Raw genomic sequence first — 15,009 nt, 5'->3', positions numbered from 1 at the left:
GTGTTTTTACAATAGTTCTCGGCCGTGTTTTTTCCAATATGCATCATAATTTGCAGGAGTATCCAAATCTACGGCCTTACCATCCGAATCAAATGGAATGACTTCATTTTTATTGCTCTTTAAAAAATGTCTTGCACCATAATCAGCACTGAATTGTTTTAGAGCATTAAAATACTTTTTAGGAAAAAGTGCAGGTACTCCTTTGCCACCAACATATGTAGTGGCGATAATCTTTGAAGGGTTTAGATTATGCAAATCAATAATCTTTTTAAAGAGTTCGGCATCAATCAATGGTTGATCAACCAAACATATTAAAATAGCTTCTGGATTTACAGATTTTTCGAGTTCCCCTACTCCCAAAGCTATTGATGTGCCCATTCCTGACTGCCATGCAATATTAATTACGCTTTCAAGGTAAGATGGTAGTGTTGGAAGAATTTTTTCATGATTTGCCCCTAAAACAACCAAAATGTGTTTTGACACTACCCTTAAATTCGAGATTACATGTCCTAAGAGGGTCGTATTTTTCCAAGGTAACAATTGCTTAGGTTTGCCCATTCGAGTAGATGCACCTGCCGCTAATACTAAAACAGCTACCTTAGGCATGAATACGTCCTTCCTTTTCTTTTAAGGAATTCACTTCTTTTTTATTGACCACTCCAATAATTTCGGCTAATACTGATAATGCTATTTCTTGTGGCGTCTCTGCTCCAATATCCAATCCCGCGGGTCCGTGAATCAACTCAATAAATTCAAGTTCTAGTTCTGGGTGTAATTCCATTAACTCATCAAAAAGTTTTTCACGTCTTCGTGCAGGCCCTAATAAACCAAAGTAAGCTGGCTTTTTATCCTTAAGTGCTATGAGATATTTCAAGTCTTTCACATAACTATGAGTCATTAGTACGACAGCAGTTTCATCATCCAAATCAAAATCCAAATTATCACCCTCATTAGCAATCAGTTCAGAAGCGCCAGGAAAATCTTGAATAGATTTTTCCTCTTTAGGATGGACAACTACGGTGACCTCCCATCCCGTTAAGGCCGCCATTGAACATAACTGTACGGTATCGTGTTCAGCTCCTATTAAAATGAGTCGAAAGCAAGGTTGTAATTTCTGGGTAAACGTATCTAATTTTAAATTCGGTTTAAAACCACTATTAAAGGGATGGGAAACATTGGAAAAGTTAATGACCGACCCGAAATTCTCACTTTCTGAGAATTCTTTTTCAAAAAAAGATTTAATCTCAAAAGGTTTACGTTTAGCCAGACTCAATTGCAATAGTCCCAGTGCCTTGGTTGTCATTGAAATAGGCTCCAACAAAATATATAGTATGCCTTCACAACCTAGCCGATACCTACCATCATAGGTCATTACTTTAGCAATTTTCGATTTAAATACGCTTTCGGCTTGTCGATAAATCTCTTTTTCCACACAGCCTCCACTTACAGCTCCGACCATTTTGCCATTTTCAAGTAAAAGCATTCGAACGCCTGGTCGTCTATATGAAGACCCATCAAGAGCAACAACGGTAGCTAGTACTGCTGCAATTCCAGATTGAAGCGCTTCCTCATATTCTTGAATTATTCGTTTTAGCTCATGTGTCATTTACAAAATCTTTTTTGTTGGATAAAAAGGAACCAACTCCCCTACTTCATAATTGCGATTGGAATCAAAACAAATTAATCCATTTGATCTTGCTAGGCTAGTTAAATCTCCTGAACCGTTGTCCTTTACTAAATTAGTTTTTATTGTTCCTTGAGACAACTGTGCATCTGCCAAAATAAATCTTGTTAAATCTGTGGTATTTTCAAAACGCTCATTTAATACAGCGTGACACCTATCGGTCTGCGCTCCAAATGAACTTCTTAGCCAGGGTAAAAAATATACATGAAAGTTTGCAAACGTAGAAGCCGGATTACCAGGGAAGGCAAATAATGTGCAAAAATCGTTAAGGCCAAACCAAAATGGTTTTCCAGGTCGTTGCAATACTCTATGAAATAGTTTTTTGACTCCTAACTTCTCCAATACCTCAGGTAGATAATCAAATTTTCCTTTGGATACACCACCACTTAAAAGAAGAACATCATAATTATCAATTGCCTTTCCTAAGCCCTCTAAAAGAGCTTCTTTTGAATCCCTAAAATGCAATAATTCACCTATTATCCCTTGACTTTTTAAAGCAGCCTTCAGCGACCATGAATTGGATTTTCTAATCTGATGTGGTTCTGGTATCTCATCAATGTTCACCAACTCATCACCTGTCGAAACAATAGCAATCTTTGGTAACTTTTTTACTTTTACTTCTGATTTGCCCACAGTGGCCAATACCCCTATCTCAGCCGGTGTAATTAGATTGCCTGAGTCCAACAAAACACTTCCGCTATGCTCATCAGAACCTTTTGAATGAACGTCTTGACTTTTTTGAGGAGCGATTTCCACTATTGCATTACCATCTTTCAACAAAAGATTTTCATACATTATTACCGTATCCGTTCCTTTAGGAAGCATAGCTCCGGTCATTACTTCAATACAGTCGTTAGGGTGGCTTAAGGTTACTTGGGCACTACCGGCAGCGGCAGTTTCCTGAATTTTAAACAACTTATTGCCATTTTCGTATGACTGAAATCTAATGGCAATACCATCTTTGGTTACCCTATCAAATGGAGGGAAATCCCGGTCGGCATAAATCTTTTCAGCTAAGACCCGACCAACACTATTTTCTAAAGGAACCAATTCTTTACCTAAATCCATGAGATTCCTTAAAACTATTTGTTCTGCTTCTTTAAATGATATCATTTAAAATATTGTTAGTTGAAAACCATTTTTTAGTAAGACCCGAATGCCCACTACCAAAACCAATAATGCGGTCAATAATCGAATGGTTTTACCAGATAATTTACCCAAACTTAATCTTGCCCCTAATTGTCCGCCTAGAAAGACAGCAACAATTAAAAACCAAATATCTGGGGTGGGTACAATAAATGTATCTGCAAACAACAGACCTAAAATTCCGGAAATCGAATTCACCAAAATAAAAAAACTGGCTAATGCGGCTATAACTAATGGCTTATCCCACTTCATATGATTTAAAATAGGAGCTAGAAATATTCCACCCCCAATACCTACCATTCCTGATAAAAAGCCAACAGCGCCGCCCAGTAAATAGGATAGGTATTTTGAATATGAACTTGGCTGATATTCACCTTTTAACTTTAAAGTCTGTAAGACGAGAGCAAAAGCAGCAAAAAGAAGACTGATGCCCAAAAGAATAAAGAAAAAATGCTCCTTTAATTTAAATAATGCCCCCACAAAGGCTAAAGGAATACTAGTTATTAAGAATGGGACGAACTTTTTGAATTGTAGGTGACCTCTTTGAAAATAGAGAAAACTACTTCCAGAAACCACAACAAGATTGCACAGCAATGCAGAGCTACGAATCATAAAGAAGTTAGCGAAGACCAAAGCTAATAGTGCCAAATAACTTGATCCGCCGCCAAAACCAACACTGGAATACAATAGCGCTACCAAAAAAAAGGCGGTAGCCAGCAATATAATCTCAGTTTGAGCCAACATGAAGTTCTAGGTTGTTCATGCCTCCGGCCACATTAATAAGCTTTGCTGAGGGCCTCAATGTGGTAAGAAGCTCGTAGGCTTTCTGACTGCGGATACCCGATTGACAAAGCAAATAAATCTCATCATTGAAATCGAATTCTTCCAATCGCTTGTCTATATCTGATAAGGGGATATTCTTGGCGCCTTTCCAGTATCCATTTCCAAATTCAGTGTCTGAACGCACATCAATTATTTGAATGGACTCCCTTTCTGAAATTTCAATGAACTCTTCCGCTGAAATATTTTTAATATTCGTACATGATGTTGCATGATAACTTTCTTTAAGATGGGATATTCCTTTATTTATAGGGTTTAAATTAAAATTGATTTTTTGGGTCGTTTGACTCAAACCATCAAAAAGAAGAAGCTTACCTGAAAGAACAGCACCTATACCAGTAATCACTTTTACAGCTTCAAGTGCCTGAAGGGATCCAATAATACCTGGGAGAATACCCAATACCCCGTTATCATCACAATTTGGAATCTCATCAATACCAGGCTGAACAGGGAATAAGCATCTATAAGTTGGCCCTTCTTCAAAATTAAACACGGAAATTTGACCTTCGAAGGCATGTAAAGCACCGTAAACAAAAGGTTTATCTAGAATAACACAGGCGTCGTTAATTAAATAACGCGATTCAAAATTGTCAGTTGCATCAATAACTAAATCAAACTGTGCTATTATTTCCAATGCATTCTCTGGAGTTAAGTAAGCATCGAAAGTCTTAAACGCTGTTGATTGGTTTTGCTCTTGAAGTTTATGTAAAGTTACATCCAGTTTCGATTTGCCGATATCGTTTTCTGAATAAAGAACTTGACGTTGAAGATTATGAAGGGCTATAATATCGTTTTCTACAAGACCTATTTCGCCCACTCCCATTGCGTTTAAATATTGGGCAGCAGGTATACCTAGACCTCCAAGACCAACAATTAGAATGGAAGCCTTGGATAATTTAGTTTGGCCCTGTACACCAAAACTAGAAAGACTGGTATGTCTAATATACCTGTTGGTCAATCCTTACTTTTTAAATGTAATTGAGCTTGTTCGAACTGCTCCATTGAATTTGCATTAAATAGGACATTTTCATCGGAAGGATAAACAAAAGCGATTTCAGTACTTCTCAAAAATTGTCTAGGACCGAATGCCCTTTTCTCTGCAATATTGTTTTTCAAATTTCGCAGTCCCTTTGGTTCCCAAATGGCTACCAAAGGCTCAGGTAAATTATCTTCCCTTTTTGAAAAAACAGTAGCGTTTTTAGAATTGTCTCTTTGCAATACTAGGTTTTGAATATTAGGCAAATTCAGTAATGGTAGATCACAGGCCAATACCAACCATGCAACCTTAGGAAATTCTTCATGCGCACTCAAAATTCCATTTAATGGACCTTGATATTCGTCTCGATCAATAATTTTAGGTAACCCATTATAGGAGGATTTTTGGTCTTCTCGAACACTATAAAACGTTTGCTCACAGCAGTTAGAAGCCAATTCAAACATATACCTGCTTTGTGGAATGCCGTGATATTTTAACTCATCTTTGTCCTTGCCCATCCGAGTACTTAACCCACCACAAAGAATAAGTCCGTATAATTTTACATGATATGCCTCATTGCTAATCGAAGCCATAAATCGTTGTTTGCATTCCGGCTATTTTCCATTCCCCTCCTACCTTTTCCATCAGTCTTGTTTCCTTTTTTAATCCACGAATAGAATCGTTCTGCATGTAAGTGACCCAAGCCCCATTACCATATAATCGAACATCGATTTTATCCAATAACTCTGGTACTGGCTCAGGTTCGGGATGTTCTTCAAAAAATGTTTTAACAAATTGACTTATTTCCTTCCAACCAATTGACTCTGAAAAGGAACGTTCTGAAATATCAATATAGACTTTGGTTATATCTTCATCATGAACCCAATACGCTTGCCATTCTTGATAGTTCCTTTGAAAAGCAGCTTTGGTTTCGTTATTTAAAGTATTTAGTATAGCCTCTTTTTCTTTTTCAATTGTAAAGGAACCATCGGTAGGTACCGCAATAGAAGATTGGTCTTTTTTATTGCAACCAAATACTAGAAGTACCAATAAGAAAAAACTAAATACCCTTGTCATTTTCTTATCCACCAATTGAAGTCATACTACTCTCAAATACTTTGTTTTCATGCTCTTTTTGAGCCTCAAAACCAGTTTTAGCTCTTTCTCCTATTACCCTTTCAACCTCCATTTTAATTTTATCGAAGGAATCGTTGCCGCGAATTATTTCTCTGAGATTAGTTTTGGGTTTGCCATATAAACAGGTTATAACGTCTCCTTTAGCCGTTACACGTAAGCGATTACAACTCCCACAAAAAGTTCTGCTAAAGGAAGGAATAATTCCAAACGTACCCTGATGCCCATCTATTTTATAATTTACTGAAGTAGAGGTTTTTGGGGAATCTAATTTCTGGTAATTTGGAAAGTAATCCGTGATGTACTCTAAGATTTTTTTATGGTCCCAATGAATACTTCCGAAGCTTTTTGTACCGCCATTAAACGGCATTTCTTCCAAAAAACGTATGCCTACCGGGTAGTCTTTAAATTCATTCAAAATTGGGATAATATCCTGTTCGTTTTGCCCTTGTAGCACAATAAAATTCACACGAACATTGAAATCCTCGTTCAATAATCTAAATAAGTTTTCACGAACGATTTCATAGGAGTTTCTTCGCGTTATATGTTCAAAGGTTTCTTTTTTGATTGCATCTAGACTTACATTGATGTTTTTAATTCCGAGCTGCTTGAGTTCGTCTAAATGCTTTCCAATAAGTGTGGCATTTGTGGTTATTGAGATATCTTTCAACCCTTCGAGATGTGAAAGGAATGCAAGTAAATCCATGATATCCTTTCGAACAAATGGTTCCCCGCCTGTTAGCCTTATTTTTTCAATTCCCATTTCGACTAGAACCTTTGCTACTTGTTTCAACTCTAATGTGGTCAATAATTCTTCTCGTTTTGCAAAATTGATGCCTTCTGCCGGCATACAATAATTGCAGCGCAAATTACAGCGGTCTGTGACTGCTAATCGCAGATAGTTAATTTTCCTACCATGATTATCTACCAACATAATGCCTAAAAACTATAGTCAACCTTATTGGAATTAAATACTTCTGGATAATGCTCCATCATATTATCTCGCATAAACGTTAATGGAACATCATCAAAATGTCCATAATCTTCTAAATATTCCATGAACTGTTGGCCATCACCATTATATTCTTGAAACATTGAATCGTTTTCACCATCAAATTCTAAGGGCTTAACATTACACATTTCGCAAAGTTCTTTATTGAAAGCAGGTGTTGCTTTCAACCACTTTTGATTCAAATACACTTCGACCATCCCATGTGGAGTCAAAACATTCGTACCAAATCGTTCTGTCAACTTTTCAACAGCAATATGATTTGTAACCTTTGCAAATCGTAGCCTAGAAGGGATATTTAGTCCACGAAGACATGCCGCCAATAATATTGCCTTGTCAACACAATGCCCTTCATCCCTTTGCGCAATCGTACTTGCCTTATATTTTTCAGCATCAAAACTTATTGAGTAGGGGTTGTACCTCCATTCATCACGAATTTTAAGGTATATGCCCTTAGCCTTTTCAATTTCGTCAATATCGTTTGTTTTGAACTCTGCAATTAGTGCTTGTACTTCTTTCGAATCAAAATCCAAGCAAATGGTTTTTTTTAAGTAATTCTTCATAAATCAGCCTCCACTTACTGGTGGAATCAGTGCAATTTCGTCAAAAGAATTGATTTCCTTTTCATCATCTGCATAGTTATTGTTTACAGCAATAGCAAGAGAAGTTAATTTTTTCAATTCAGGATAAGCATTGCCTAAATAACTGCGGAGTTCTCCAACATTTCTTGGTGATTTTTTTCCTACAAATGCAGTACTTGGTATAGATAGTGAAGGGCTACCAATGATATCTTTGGTAACCCCGAACAATAAAACATTCATAAGCTTATCCGATAATTTCTTTGGTCTCTTTGACCTTTAATAATTCTGGATTCTTTGTAAATGGTTGTTGGAACAATCGATTACCGGTTGCGGCCTTGAAAGCATTGGCAATTGCTCCTCCGGCAGGCGGCAGGGTCGGTTCGCCCAAACCGGTTGGTGACAACTCGTTCTGAACAAAATGCACTTCAACCTCAGGTGCCTCTTTCATTCTTATCAAACGGTATTTGTCAAAATTGCTCGCCAAAGGTTTACCATTTTCAAAATTAAAATCTCCATACATTGAATGTCCGATTCCATCGATTACCCCTCCTTCTGCTTGATTTTTTGCTCCCAGGGGATTAACAACAATGCCGCAATCAACTACACAGGTCACTTTTTTGACCACCGGAGTACCATTTTCGATCTCAACATCAGCAATCTCTGCTACATGCGAATTGTGACAATAATAATTCACAAAGCCTTGGTATACATTGCTTGGTTTGGTTCCCCAACCAGATTTATCAACAGCAGTCTTGATCACTTCAATCATACGTTCTGGTGAATACGCAATATTCTCATCGGCATCCGCATTGACCTTTTGTAGTAAATCAATTCTCATCTGAATTTTATCCACTTCCAGAATCTCAGCCAATTCGTCGAAGAAATGCTGTTCTGCAAAGGCCAGAAAGTTCGTATAAGGTGCTCGCCATGCTCCAGTTGTAATATTGCTTTTGTACGAGGCTACATCAACCTTATAATTTTCAATGGCTCCTGCAGGAAAGAAGTGAGGAATAAGTCCGTACATGTTAGAATTAACTGCGGCCTCTTTTAGATGATAAGCTGTAACCCTACCTCCTTTAATACCAGCTTTAATCTTGTATTTGGTTGCCATACGGTAAATCCCATCATTCATATCATCTTCTCGAGTATAAACGACCTTAACGGGTTTTCTGATTTTATCCGAAATTTCGGCAGCTTCCAAGGTAAAATCACCATACAAGCGACGGCCAAAACCGCCACCCATGCGTGTCATTTCAAGTTCGATTTCTTCAGGTTTTCTATCCAACATAGCCGAAACTGCCCCGGCTTTCCATGCAGGTGTTTGAATTGGACCAACAAGATGAACCTTAGAATCCGATACATCTGCATAAAAATTCATGGGTTCCAAGCAATTATGTGGTAGAAAAGGAGCTTCATAAGTTCGTTCTACAATTTCATCGGCTTCAGCAAAAGCCTTATCTACATTACCGTCCTCACGCATGGTATTGAATTCAGATCCATTCAACAAATCTGTCAAAGCTTTGTTATGATCATCTGTACTTTCCATTTTAGTGTCATCTTCCCATTGCGCTTGAATGGCTTCCTTTGCCTTAAAGGCCTGCCAAGTCGTTTCAGCGATTACAACTATTTTATCACTACTTGAAAGGATACCTGCAATATTCGGCTGGGCTTCAATCAATTTTCGAGCCTTCTCGCCAATGGTCACCACATCTATTACCCCAGGCATGTCTTTGGCTTTCGTAGCATCAAAAGACTTTAGTTTTTGCCCAAACGCAGGGGGTCGCACCACTGCCGCATATACCATTCCCTCAGCTTTATAATCCAATCCGAATAATGGTTTTCCGGTAACTATTTCATCTATATCAACATTGGGAGCGTCGTTTCCAATTATTTTGTAATCCTTGGGTGCTTTCAAAGTAACTTCTTCAGGAACCTCCAATTGAGCTGCTTCTAAAACTACATCTCCATAACCCAAGGTCTCTTTATTGATGGTATTTGAGATAACCCCCTCATTTACCGAACATTGAGATGCTTCTATGCCCCAACGATTTGCTGCAGCCTGTACTAGCATTGCCTTGGCCTTCGCACCAGTTTCTCTAAGGGCATCCCAACCATGACGAATTGATTGACTACCACCTGCTACTTGTCTGGTAAAATTAACCTGGTCAAGTTTTCCCTGAACCACATGAACATTGTTCCATGCAACATCCAATTCTTCTGCAATAATCATCGGCATTGAGGTTTTGACCCCCTGCCCTATTTCTGGATTTGGTGAAAAAATGGTCACTACACCATTCTCTGCAATCTTAATAAAGGCATTGAAATCCTTATAGTCCAAAAGCGATAAATCTACTGGTGGCTCAACAATAACCTTTTGTTTACACGATTGCAATAAATTGAATCCTATAACCATTCCACCCCCTGCTAGCGCAGTGTTTCTCATAAAAGCCCTACGGCTTAGTTGTTTATTTTTATTTGTTGCCATTTTCTTCAGTGTTTTGCGTTAACCCATTTTTTCTGCAGCCTTTTCAACTGCCTTGTAGATTCTATTGTAGGTACCGCATCTGCAAATGTTACCATGCATGGCATTTTTAATATCTTCTTCAGATGGATTCGGATTGTTTTCAAGGAAAGCCGAAGCCGTCATAATTTGTCCAGCTTGGCAGTAACCGCATTGTGGTACGTCAACTTCTTTCCATGCTTCCTGTACAGGATGGGTTCCATATTCAGAAAGTCCTTCAATTGTGGTTATCGATTTTCCATCAACTTGTGCTAAGGTCATAGAGCAACTTCTCATGGCTGTTCCATCAATATGAACGGTACAAGCACCGCATTGGCCGATTCCACAACCATATTTTGTACCTACTAGGTCTAGATGGTCACGCAATACCCAGAGTAAAGGGGTATCCGCAGAGACGTCAACGGATTTACTTTCTCCGTTAACTTTAATTTCATACGTTGGCATTGTTCTTAGGTTTTTGTTCGCTGTTTGAAATTACCAAAAATTAGGCACGATTTGCTTTAGTTTAACCAGGAGGAAACCTCTTTTAACGTTTCTTTTAGTGCATTTAGAATAACTCAAAATAGGTTATGACCTCGTTATTTTATCTCGTACTTCTTTCCAAGTAACCATTTTAATGTTATTGGTATTGATGAGCTACTTACAACGGTCACTGGTGAAAAAATCGAAATCAGCCTGACGCCATTTGGCTCCCCAATTTTGATGGCCTAATTGCTCAGCAACGTTTTTGACTTGCCCACATACAAGTGCAATGGACATCATGAAAAATAAAAAACATGGGATTTACATTAAAACGAGTTTATTCGACAACTCTTAAAATTACATTAATAAAATGCTAATTCATACTATCAAAATAAAAATCCCGTTACGAAAGCAGAACCTAAACTTTATTGAAAATGAAAACTTTCTTGGGCCACACGGCTACTTTTCTTTCGATTTTATTCTTAGTTGTCGCTTGTGGAAACTCTGATGATGATGTTCGCTTTGACCTCAATAACAATGAATTAGGCCTGGGTGAAAATCCGGATAATTGTTTGAACTTTGAAGAGAACAACCTTGTTCTATCTATTCAATCACAAAATGCAGAACCGCCTGCCAAAGTATCTATTCTTTTTCGTGTAACCGATAACGTTGGTAATCCAGTAGCTGGGTTAACCGCTGACCAATTCACGGTTTATGAACAGGGAAGAAACGATGACTGTTTTAATGTCATTTCTTCTTCTGAATCATTAGCAAGAATTTCACCGAATGCTCAAGTATTTAGTAATAATACCTTTTTGGTATTGGATTTAAGTAATTCGGTTTTGCAAAATAGCCTTGATGAATTAAAAACAGCTTCGGCCAGTTTTGTGGACAACGTAATGCCTCAAAACGAAACAGAATCTGTTAAAATGGCAATATACTGGTTTGATGGTGAGGACCAATTACATTTATTAAGTGAATTGACACCATCAATTACTGATTTAAAAACCGCTATAAATAGTATTACTGAAGATATAAGTGCAGACCCTTCGACTGACCTATATGGGGCTGTAATTAAATCGACCGACCTTGCTGAGAATTTAATTCGTAGCAATCAAAGCGTTATTGAGGCTACATCGGTAGTAATTTTTACCGATGGTACCGATCAAGCTTCCCGCTATTCGGAATCGGAAGCTCTTAACAAAGTCAACAGTGCAAATAGTAATATTTCCTTTTTTACCATTGGTCTCGGTGCAGAAATAGACCAACAAGTTTTACAGGATATAGGAAAAACCGCAAGTGTAGTAGCTAGTAATAAAGAAGAATTGGAAACTACCTTTAATCAAATATCCGAACGTGTAATTGAGCGAGCCAACAGCTATTATCTTTTCGAATATTGTACTCCAAAAAGAGATGGTAGCGGCGAAAACAATCTGGTGATTCAACTTACCGATGGGGCCAGACAGGGAGCAGTTCAAACTAAATTCAACGCTAGTGGATTTACCGGCGGATGTGAATAAAAACATCTAGCATAAATGCTAAATATGAGGAATGGATTGCAGTTGTTGTAATCCATTTTTTGTTTCTGTGCGTAAATGATGATGTAAAACCTTTATGAACAGGAAAAAATCTAAACATGAAAAAAATAATTCTTTCTAGTGCGGCAGCAGCCCTATTGCTTACTGCTTGTGTTTCAAAAAAGAAATACGTTGCCCTTGAAGCTAACTTGGCCAATACACAGAGCCAACTTTCAAAAACCCAAGTTGAAAAAGAAGAGTTGGAAGCTAAGCTTTCAAAAATTGAAGCAAGGGTTGAAGAATACAACGCTAAAATCAACTCTCTAAAAGAAATCAATGACAGCCAATATACGATTGAAGAAGGTACTGTCATGAATAACGACACAAAGGCCAAATTGGACAAGACATTAAGTGAAATCGATCCTGCAAAAGTGGCCGAGGCTAAAACAATGGAGGAAAAAGTCAACCTAGCGGTTTCCCATAACTTAAAAAAGTCATTGACCGATCAAGAAGATGAAATTGACGTTTTTGTTGACAAAACAGTTGTAATGATCAACATTGCCGACAACCTTTTATTCAAAAGTGGTAGTTACAAAATAAGTAATAAAGCAGACGGAATTCTAGGAAAATTGGCTGAGGTAATTAACTCAGAACCAAGTATGGAAGTAATGGTTGAAGGTCATACTGATTCTAGAACAATTAATACGCCTTTGTTCCAAGACAACTGGGATTTAAGTGTTAAACGTGCAACATCCGTTGTTCGTAAACTACAAGATGATTTTGATGTTGACCCAACACAGTTGATTGCAGCTGGTAGAAGTCAATACCAACCTTTGGTTGAAAATACCGATAACGACAATATGGCAAAAAATAGAAGAACCAGAATTGTTATAATTCCTGATTTGGATAAGTTCTTTGCCCTTTTGGATTCAGAAGCCAAAACACAGCCTTAAAAAACAACACTGACACTTAAGACGAAAGAGGGAAGCCTTAGGGCTTCCCTTTTTTAATATTATTCAGCTGGGAGTTCTGGATTTGGTTTTATTCGAATATTGCGCCATTTCACCTTGATTCCTCCTCCATCATGAATCTGAAGTGCAATGGCTCCCTTGCCCTGACCTATTTTGTCATCTTTGATTTGCACCATTATCTGGCCATTCAGCCAAGTGGTTACAAAATCTCCAAGCACTCTAATTTTCATTTCGTTCCAGTCCCCCATTTTTAGGTATTTATCCAAGTCAGCTTCTGGTTTTATTAACCAACCACGACCATAGGACTCATAAATTCCTCCAGTGTCCTTACCGGGTGGAGCAACTTCCACCTGCCATCCACTGACTTTGGGCCCTTCAAAAGTTGAACGAAAAAAAACACCACTATTTCCGTTTGCTTCTTGTTTAAATTCCAAGGTAAGTTCAAAATCATCGTAGAATTCCTCGGTTGAAAGATAACCATAGGCCGCTTTAGGTCCACTCTCGCATATCAACTCCCCGTTTTCAACATACCATTTCTCTTCTCCATGCTGAACCCAACCATCTAGATTCTCTCCATTAAATAGTGGTAATTCCTTGATTTCTTGGGCGTTGATTACCCAACAGGAAATAAATATGCCCAATAAGATTAGATAGCTATTTTTCATATTGATTATTTAAATATTAAGGCGTTTCCGAATTTTTGATTCTCCAATGGTTTATCCAAACGCAATAAAAAACCATTGATTACTGCATGGGTTAAAATACCGTTCTTCTCTAAGAAAAATGTGGGGTTAATTCCTGGTTGTAATTTAAATTCAGGCACCTCATAATTTTGATTGACCACATGGTATGGCAGGTTTACCATATCACTATTGGGCATTCGTTGCATTTCTAGATAACCATAACCCGCTTTTAATAAATTTGTTGCCATGTTTGAATTAGAGGCAAATTCCGCTTGGGATGTTTTCTTTGGAGCTATGATTTTGTATCCTTCGGCATTAAAGGTTTCATATCCATAATAAGTTGATAAATCACCTTGGTCGGATAGTACACTTCTATAATAAAATTCGGTATGACCTTTTAAATCAATTTCGTTCCTGTTTATACCTAAATCAAGAACGTACTCTTTGCCTAGGAGTTCATAGGTGACATTTTCTATTTTTAAGTCAAATAGTTTCCTATCATTCCTCGGAATTTTTTCATATTCTTCCAAATTTATCTCTCTATAGCTTTCATTAGCTATGGTATATAAGGCGGAAAGAATAGAAACATAGTTTAATTTTCGAATTTCCTGCTTTTCCCGGTCGCCAGCGAAACCTCCTGATTCGATTAAGATGACACCTGTACCCCATTTGGTCAAATTGTCGCCAAAAGCCCTTGGCTCGAAGGTGTCGTTATAACGTCCTACTTGACCAGGAGCATATTTTTGGATAATGTTATTCATAAAAGCAATTACACGCATTGCATTACCCCTGATTTCGTTGATTTCCTTCTCATAATTATAAGCTGGGGCCAAATATGATATTGTTGCAGGTTTTGGTGTATGCTCTGCGTTATAATAACGGCTTTGGTCATGTAGGTTAAACCCAAACACCGGATTTAGACTGTCACGAACTTTTTTCAGCGTTCTGCCCTCCGGCGATTGTAAACGAAGGGCATCGCGATTGATATCTATACCTAATACATTTCGCCTAGAGAAAACTTCTGCCCCATCAGGATTGAGCATTGGGATAAAATGCAACCTTAGCTTGGAAAGAATTTCCTCTTTTTCTTTGGCAAAACCGTCTGCTATAATGAAATTGAAAATGTCGAATATTGCCATGGTTGCGGTGGGTTCATCACCATGCATTTGTGACCAAAGAAAAACATCTGTACTTCCCGTTCCTAGGCTAATCAAATTCAAATCGCGGCCTTCTATTGACTCCCCAACTTTCGTGACTTTGAATAGCCCGTTCTTTTTAATTCGTTCAATCAGCGGCTGTAATTGACTGTATTTTATCCTCCTGCTTTGTAATGAATTTTCCTTGTAATCATTAAACGTTTGATACAATTGTGAAGTAAATTCATCTTGAGCGGTAAGTATCCAACCTGTAATTAAAAAGGTGAGTAACGTCAGATTTATTCGCATAGGGTTTTAGGCTGTGGTATTGGTTTAAAATTAAGCTTTT

16 protein-coding genes are annotated in these 15,009 nt (G+C 37.8%); 2 read left to right on the top strand and 14 right to left on the bottom strand.

What is annotated here, in order from left to right; all coding sequences use genetic code 11:
* Positions 1-6: 6 nt before the first annotated feature.
* From HCU67_RS10180 to HCU67_RS10125, 12 genes are read right to left on the bottom strand one after another with little or no spacing between them, the layout of a single operon-like run.
* Entirely contained in the window at positions 7-606 is a 600-nt protein-coding gene (locus tag HCU67_RS10180) for a nucleotidyltransferase family protein (RefSeq protein WP_168552521.1), read from the bottom strand.
* Positions 599-1,606: an XdhC family protein gene (locus tag HCU67_RS10175; RefSeq protein ID WP_168552520.1), complete on the bottom strand. Its 1,008-nt coding sequence runs from the start codon at positions 1,604-1,606 to the stop codon at positions 599-601. Before HCU67_RS10175 ends, HCU67_RS10180 begins: the two co-directional genes overlap by 8 nt.
* Entirely contained in the window at positions 1,607-2,797 is a 1,191-nt protein-coding gene (locus HCU67_RS10170) for a molybdopterin molybdotransferase MoeA (RefSeq protein ID WP_168552519.1), read from the bottom strand.
* Positions 2,798-3,574: a sulfite exporter TauE/SafE family protein gene (locus tag HCU67_RS10165; RefSeq protein WP_168552518.1), complete on the bottom strand. Its 777-nt coding sequence runs from the start codon at positions 3,572-3,574 to the stop codon at positions 2,798-2,800.
* Positions 3,558-4,628, bottom strand: coding sequence for a HesA/MoeB/ThiF family protein (locus HCU67_RS10160; protein ID WP_168552517.1), 1,071 nt, complete (start codon positions 4,626-4,628; stop codon positions 3,558-3,560). The genes HCU67_RS10165 and HCU67_RS10160 overlap by 17 nt, the downstream gene beginning before the upstream one ends.
* Positions 4,625-5,239, bottom strand: coding sequence for an NTP transferase domain-containing protein (locus HCU67_RS10155; RefSeq protein WP_168552516.1), 615 nt, complete (start codon positions 5,237-5,239; stop codon positions 4,625-4,627). Before HCU67_RS10155 ends, HCU67_RS10160 begins: the two co-directional genes overlap by 4 nt.
* Positions 5,226-5,723: a hypothetical protein gene (locus tag HCU67_RS10150; RefSeq protein WP_168552515.1), complete on the bottom strand. Its 498-nt coding sequence runs from the start codon at positions 5,721-5,723 to the stop codon at positions 5,226-5,228. Before HCU67_RS10150 ends, HCU67_RS10155 begins: the two co-directional genes overlap by 14 nt.
* 4 nt (positions 5,724-5,727) lie before the next feature.
* Complete coding sequence (gene moaA / locus HCU67_RS10145) at positions 5,728-6,714, bottom strand: GTP 3',8-cyclase MoaA (RefSeq protein WP_168552514.1); 987 nt, start codon at positions 6,712-6,714, stop codon at positions 5,728-5,730.
* A 5-nt stretch (positions 6,715-6,719) separates the two neighbouring features.
* Positions 6,720-7,352 carry a transglutaminase-like domain-containing protein gene (locus HCU67_RS10140; RefSeq protein ID WP_168552513.1) on the bottom strand — a complete coding sequence of 211 codons (633 nt, stop codon included), beginning with the start codon at positions 7,350-7,352 and terminating at the stop codon, positions 6,720-6,722.
* Positions 7,353-7,355: 3 nt separating this feature from the next.
* Positions 7,356-7,610 (bottom strand): MoaD/ThiS family protein, encoded by a 255-nt coding sequence (locus HCU67_RS10135; RefSeq protein ID WP_168552512.1) that lies wholly within the window; start codon positions 7,608-7,610, stop codon positions 7,356-7,358.
* 4 nt (positions 7,611-7,614) lie between these two features.
* Positions 7,615-9,855 carry a xanthine dehydrogenase family protein molybdopterin-binding subunit gene (locus HCU67_RS10130; RefSeq protein ID WP_168552511.1) on the bottom strand — a complete coding sequence of 747 codons (2,241 nt, stop codon included), beginning with the start codon at positions 9,853-9,855 and terminating at the stop codon, positions 7,615-7,617.
* A gap of 18 nt (positions 9,856-9,873) precedes the next feature.
* Entirely contained in the window at positions 9,874-10,335 is a 462-nt protein-coding gene (locus HCU67_RS10125) for a (2Fe-2S)-binding protein (protein WP_168552510.1), read from the bottom strand.
* A gap of 452 nt (positions 10,336-10,787) precedes the next feature.
* Between HCU67_RS10125 and HCU67_RS10120 the strand changes: the two genes are divergently transcribed.
* Both HCU67_RS10120 and HCU67_RS10115 read left to right on the top strand, forming a co-directional pair.
* The gene (locus HCU67_RS10120) at positions 10,788-11,873 is read left to right on the top strand and encodes a vWA domain-containing protein (RefSeq protein ID WP_168552509.1); all 1,086 of its coding nucleotides are present in this window, start codon (positions 10,788-10,790) and stop codon (positions 11,871-11,873) included.
* Positions 11,874-11,989: 116 nt separating this feature from the next.
* Positions 11,990-12,823, top strand: a complete 834-nt coding sequence (locus tag HCU67_RS10115) for an OmpA/MotB family protein (protein WP_168552508.1) — start codon at positions 11,990-11,992, stop codon at positions 12,821-12,823.
* 59 nt (positions 12,824-12,882) lie between these two features.
* On the opposite strand, the gene HCU67_RS10110 is transcribed toward HCU67_RS10115, so the two are convergent.
* Together HCU67_RS10110 and HCU67_RS10105 are read right to left on the bottom strand one after the other, a co-directional pair.
* Complete coding sequence (locus HCU67_RS10110; protein ID WP_168552507.1) at positions 12,883-13,506, bottom strand: 3-keto-disaccharide hydrolase; 624 nt, start codon at positions 13,504-13,506, stop codon at positions 12,883-12,885.
* A gap of 5 nt (positions 13,507-13,511) precedes the next feature.
* A complete protein-coding gene (locus HCU67_RS10105) occupies positions 13,512-14,969 on the bottom strand; it encodes a M14 family zinc carboxypeptidase (protein ID WP_168552506.1) in 1,458 nt (485 codons plus the stop codon).
* Between the last annotated feature and the right edge of the window lie 40 nt (positions 14,970-15,009).

It is taken from the genome of Croceivirga thetidis, assembly GCF_012272815.1.
Lineage (GTDB): Bacteria > Bacteroidota > Bacteroidia > Flavobacteriales > Flavobacteriaceae > Croceivirga > Croceivirga thetidis.
The sequence above is the reverse complement of the archived record's forward strand: the minus strand, read 5'-3'. Positions and strand labels throughout refer to the sequence as shown.

What these genes read in the sequence shown, in the direction of transcription:
- HCU67_RS10180 (WP_168552521.1), bottom strand. Translation starts at nt 606, where the DNA reads ATGCCTAAGGTAGCTGTTTTAGTATTAGCGGCAGGTGCATCTACTCGA.
- HCU67_RS10175 (WP_168552520.1), bottom strand. Translation starts at nt 1,606, where the DNA reads ATGACACATGAGCTAAAACGAATAATTCAAGAATATGAGGAAGCGCTT.
- HCU67_RS10170 (WP_168552519.1), bottom strand. Translation starts at nt 2,797, where the DNA reads ATGATATCATTTAAAGAAGCAGAACAAATAGTTTTAAGGAATCTCATG.
- HCU67_RS10165 (WP_168552518.1), bottom strand. Translation starts at nt 3,574, where the DNA reads ATGTTGGCTCAAACTGAGATTATATTGCTGGCTACCGCCTTTTTTTTG.
- HCU67_RS10155 (WP_168552516.1), bottom strand. Translation starts at nt 5,239, where the DNA reads ATGGCTTCGATTAGCAATGAGGCATATCATGTAAAATTATACGGACTT.
- HCU67_RS10150 (WP_168552515.1), bottom strand. Translation starts at nt 5,723, where the DNA reads ATGACAAGGGTATTTAGTTTTTTCTTATTGGTACTTCTAGTATTTGGT.
- moaA (WP_168552514.1), bottom strand. Translation starts at nt 6,714, where the DNA reads ATGTTGGTAGATAATCATGGTAGGAAAATTAACTATCTGCGATTAGCA.
- HCU67_RS10140 (WP_168552513.1), bottom strand. Translation starts at nt 7,352, where the DNA reads ATGAAGAATTACTTAAAAAAAACCATTTGCTTGGATTTTGATTCGAAA.
- HCU67_RS10135 (WP_168552512.1), bottom strand. Translation starts at nt 7,610, where the DNA reads ATGAATGTTTTATTGTTCGGGGTTACCAAAGATATCATTGGTAGCCCT.
- HCU67_RS10130 (WP_168552511.1), bottom strand. Translation starts at nt 9,855, where the DNA reads ATGGCAACAAATAAAAATAAACAACTAAGCCGTAGGGCTTTTATGAGA.
- HCU67_RS10125 (WP_168552510.1), bottom strand. Translation starts at nt 10,335, where the DNA reads ATGCCAACGTATGAAATTAAAGTTAACGGAGAAAGTAAATCCGTTGAC.
- HCU67_RS10120 (WP_168552509.1), top strand. Translation starts at nt 10,788, where the DNA reads ATGAAAACTTTCTTGGGCCACACGGCTACTTTTCTTTCGATTTTATTC.
- HCU67_RS10115 (WP_168552508.1), top strand. Translation starts at nt 11,990, where the DNA reads ATGAAAAAAATAATTCTTTCTAGTGCGGCAGCAGCCCTATTGCTTACT.
- HCU67_RS10110 (WP_168552507.1), bottom strand. Translation starts at nt 13,506, where the DNA reads ATGAAAAATAGCTATCTAATCTTATTGGGCATATTTATTTCCTGTTGG.
- HCU67_RS10105 (WP_168552506.1), bottom strand. Translation starts at nt 14,969, where the DNA reads ATGCGAATAAATCTGACGTTACTCACCTTTTTAATTACAGGTTGGATA.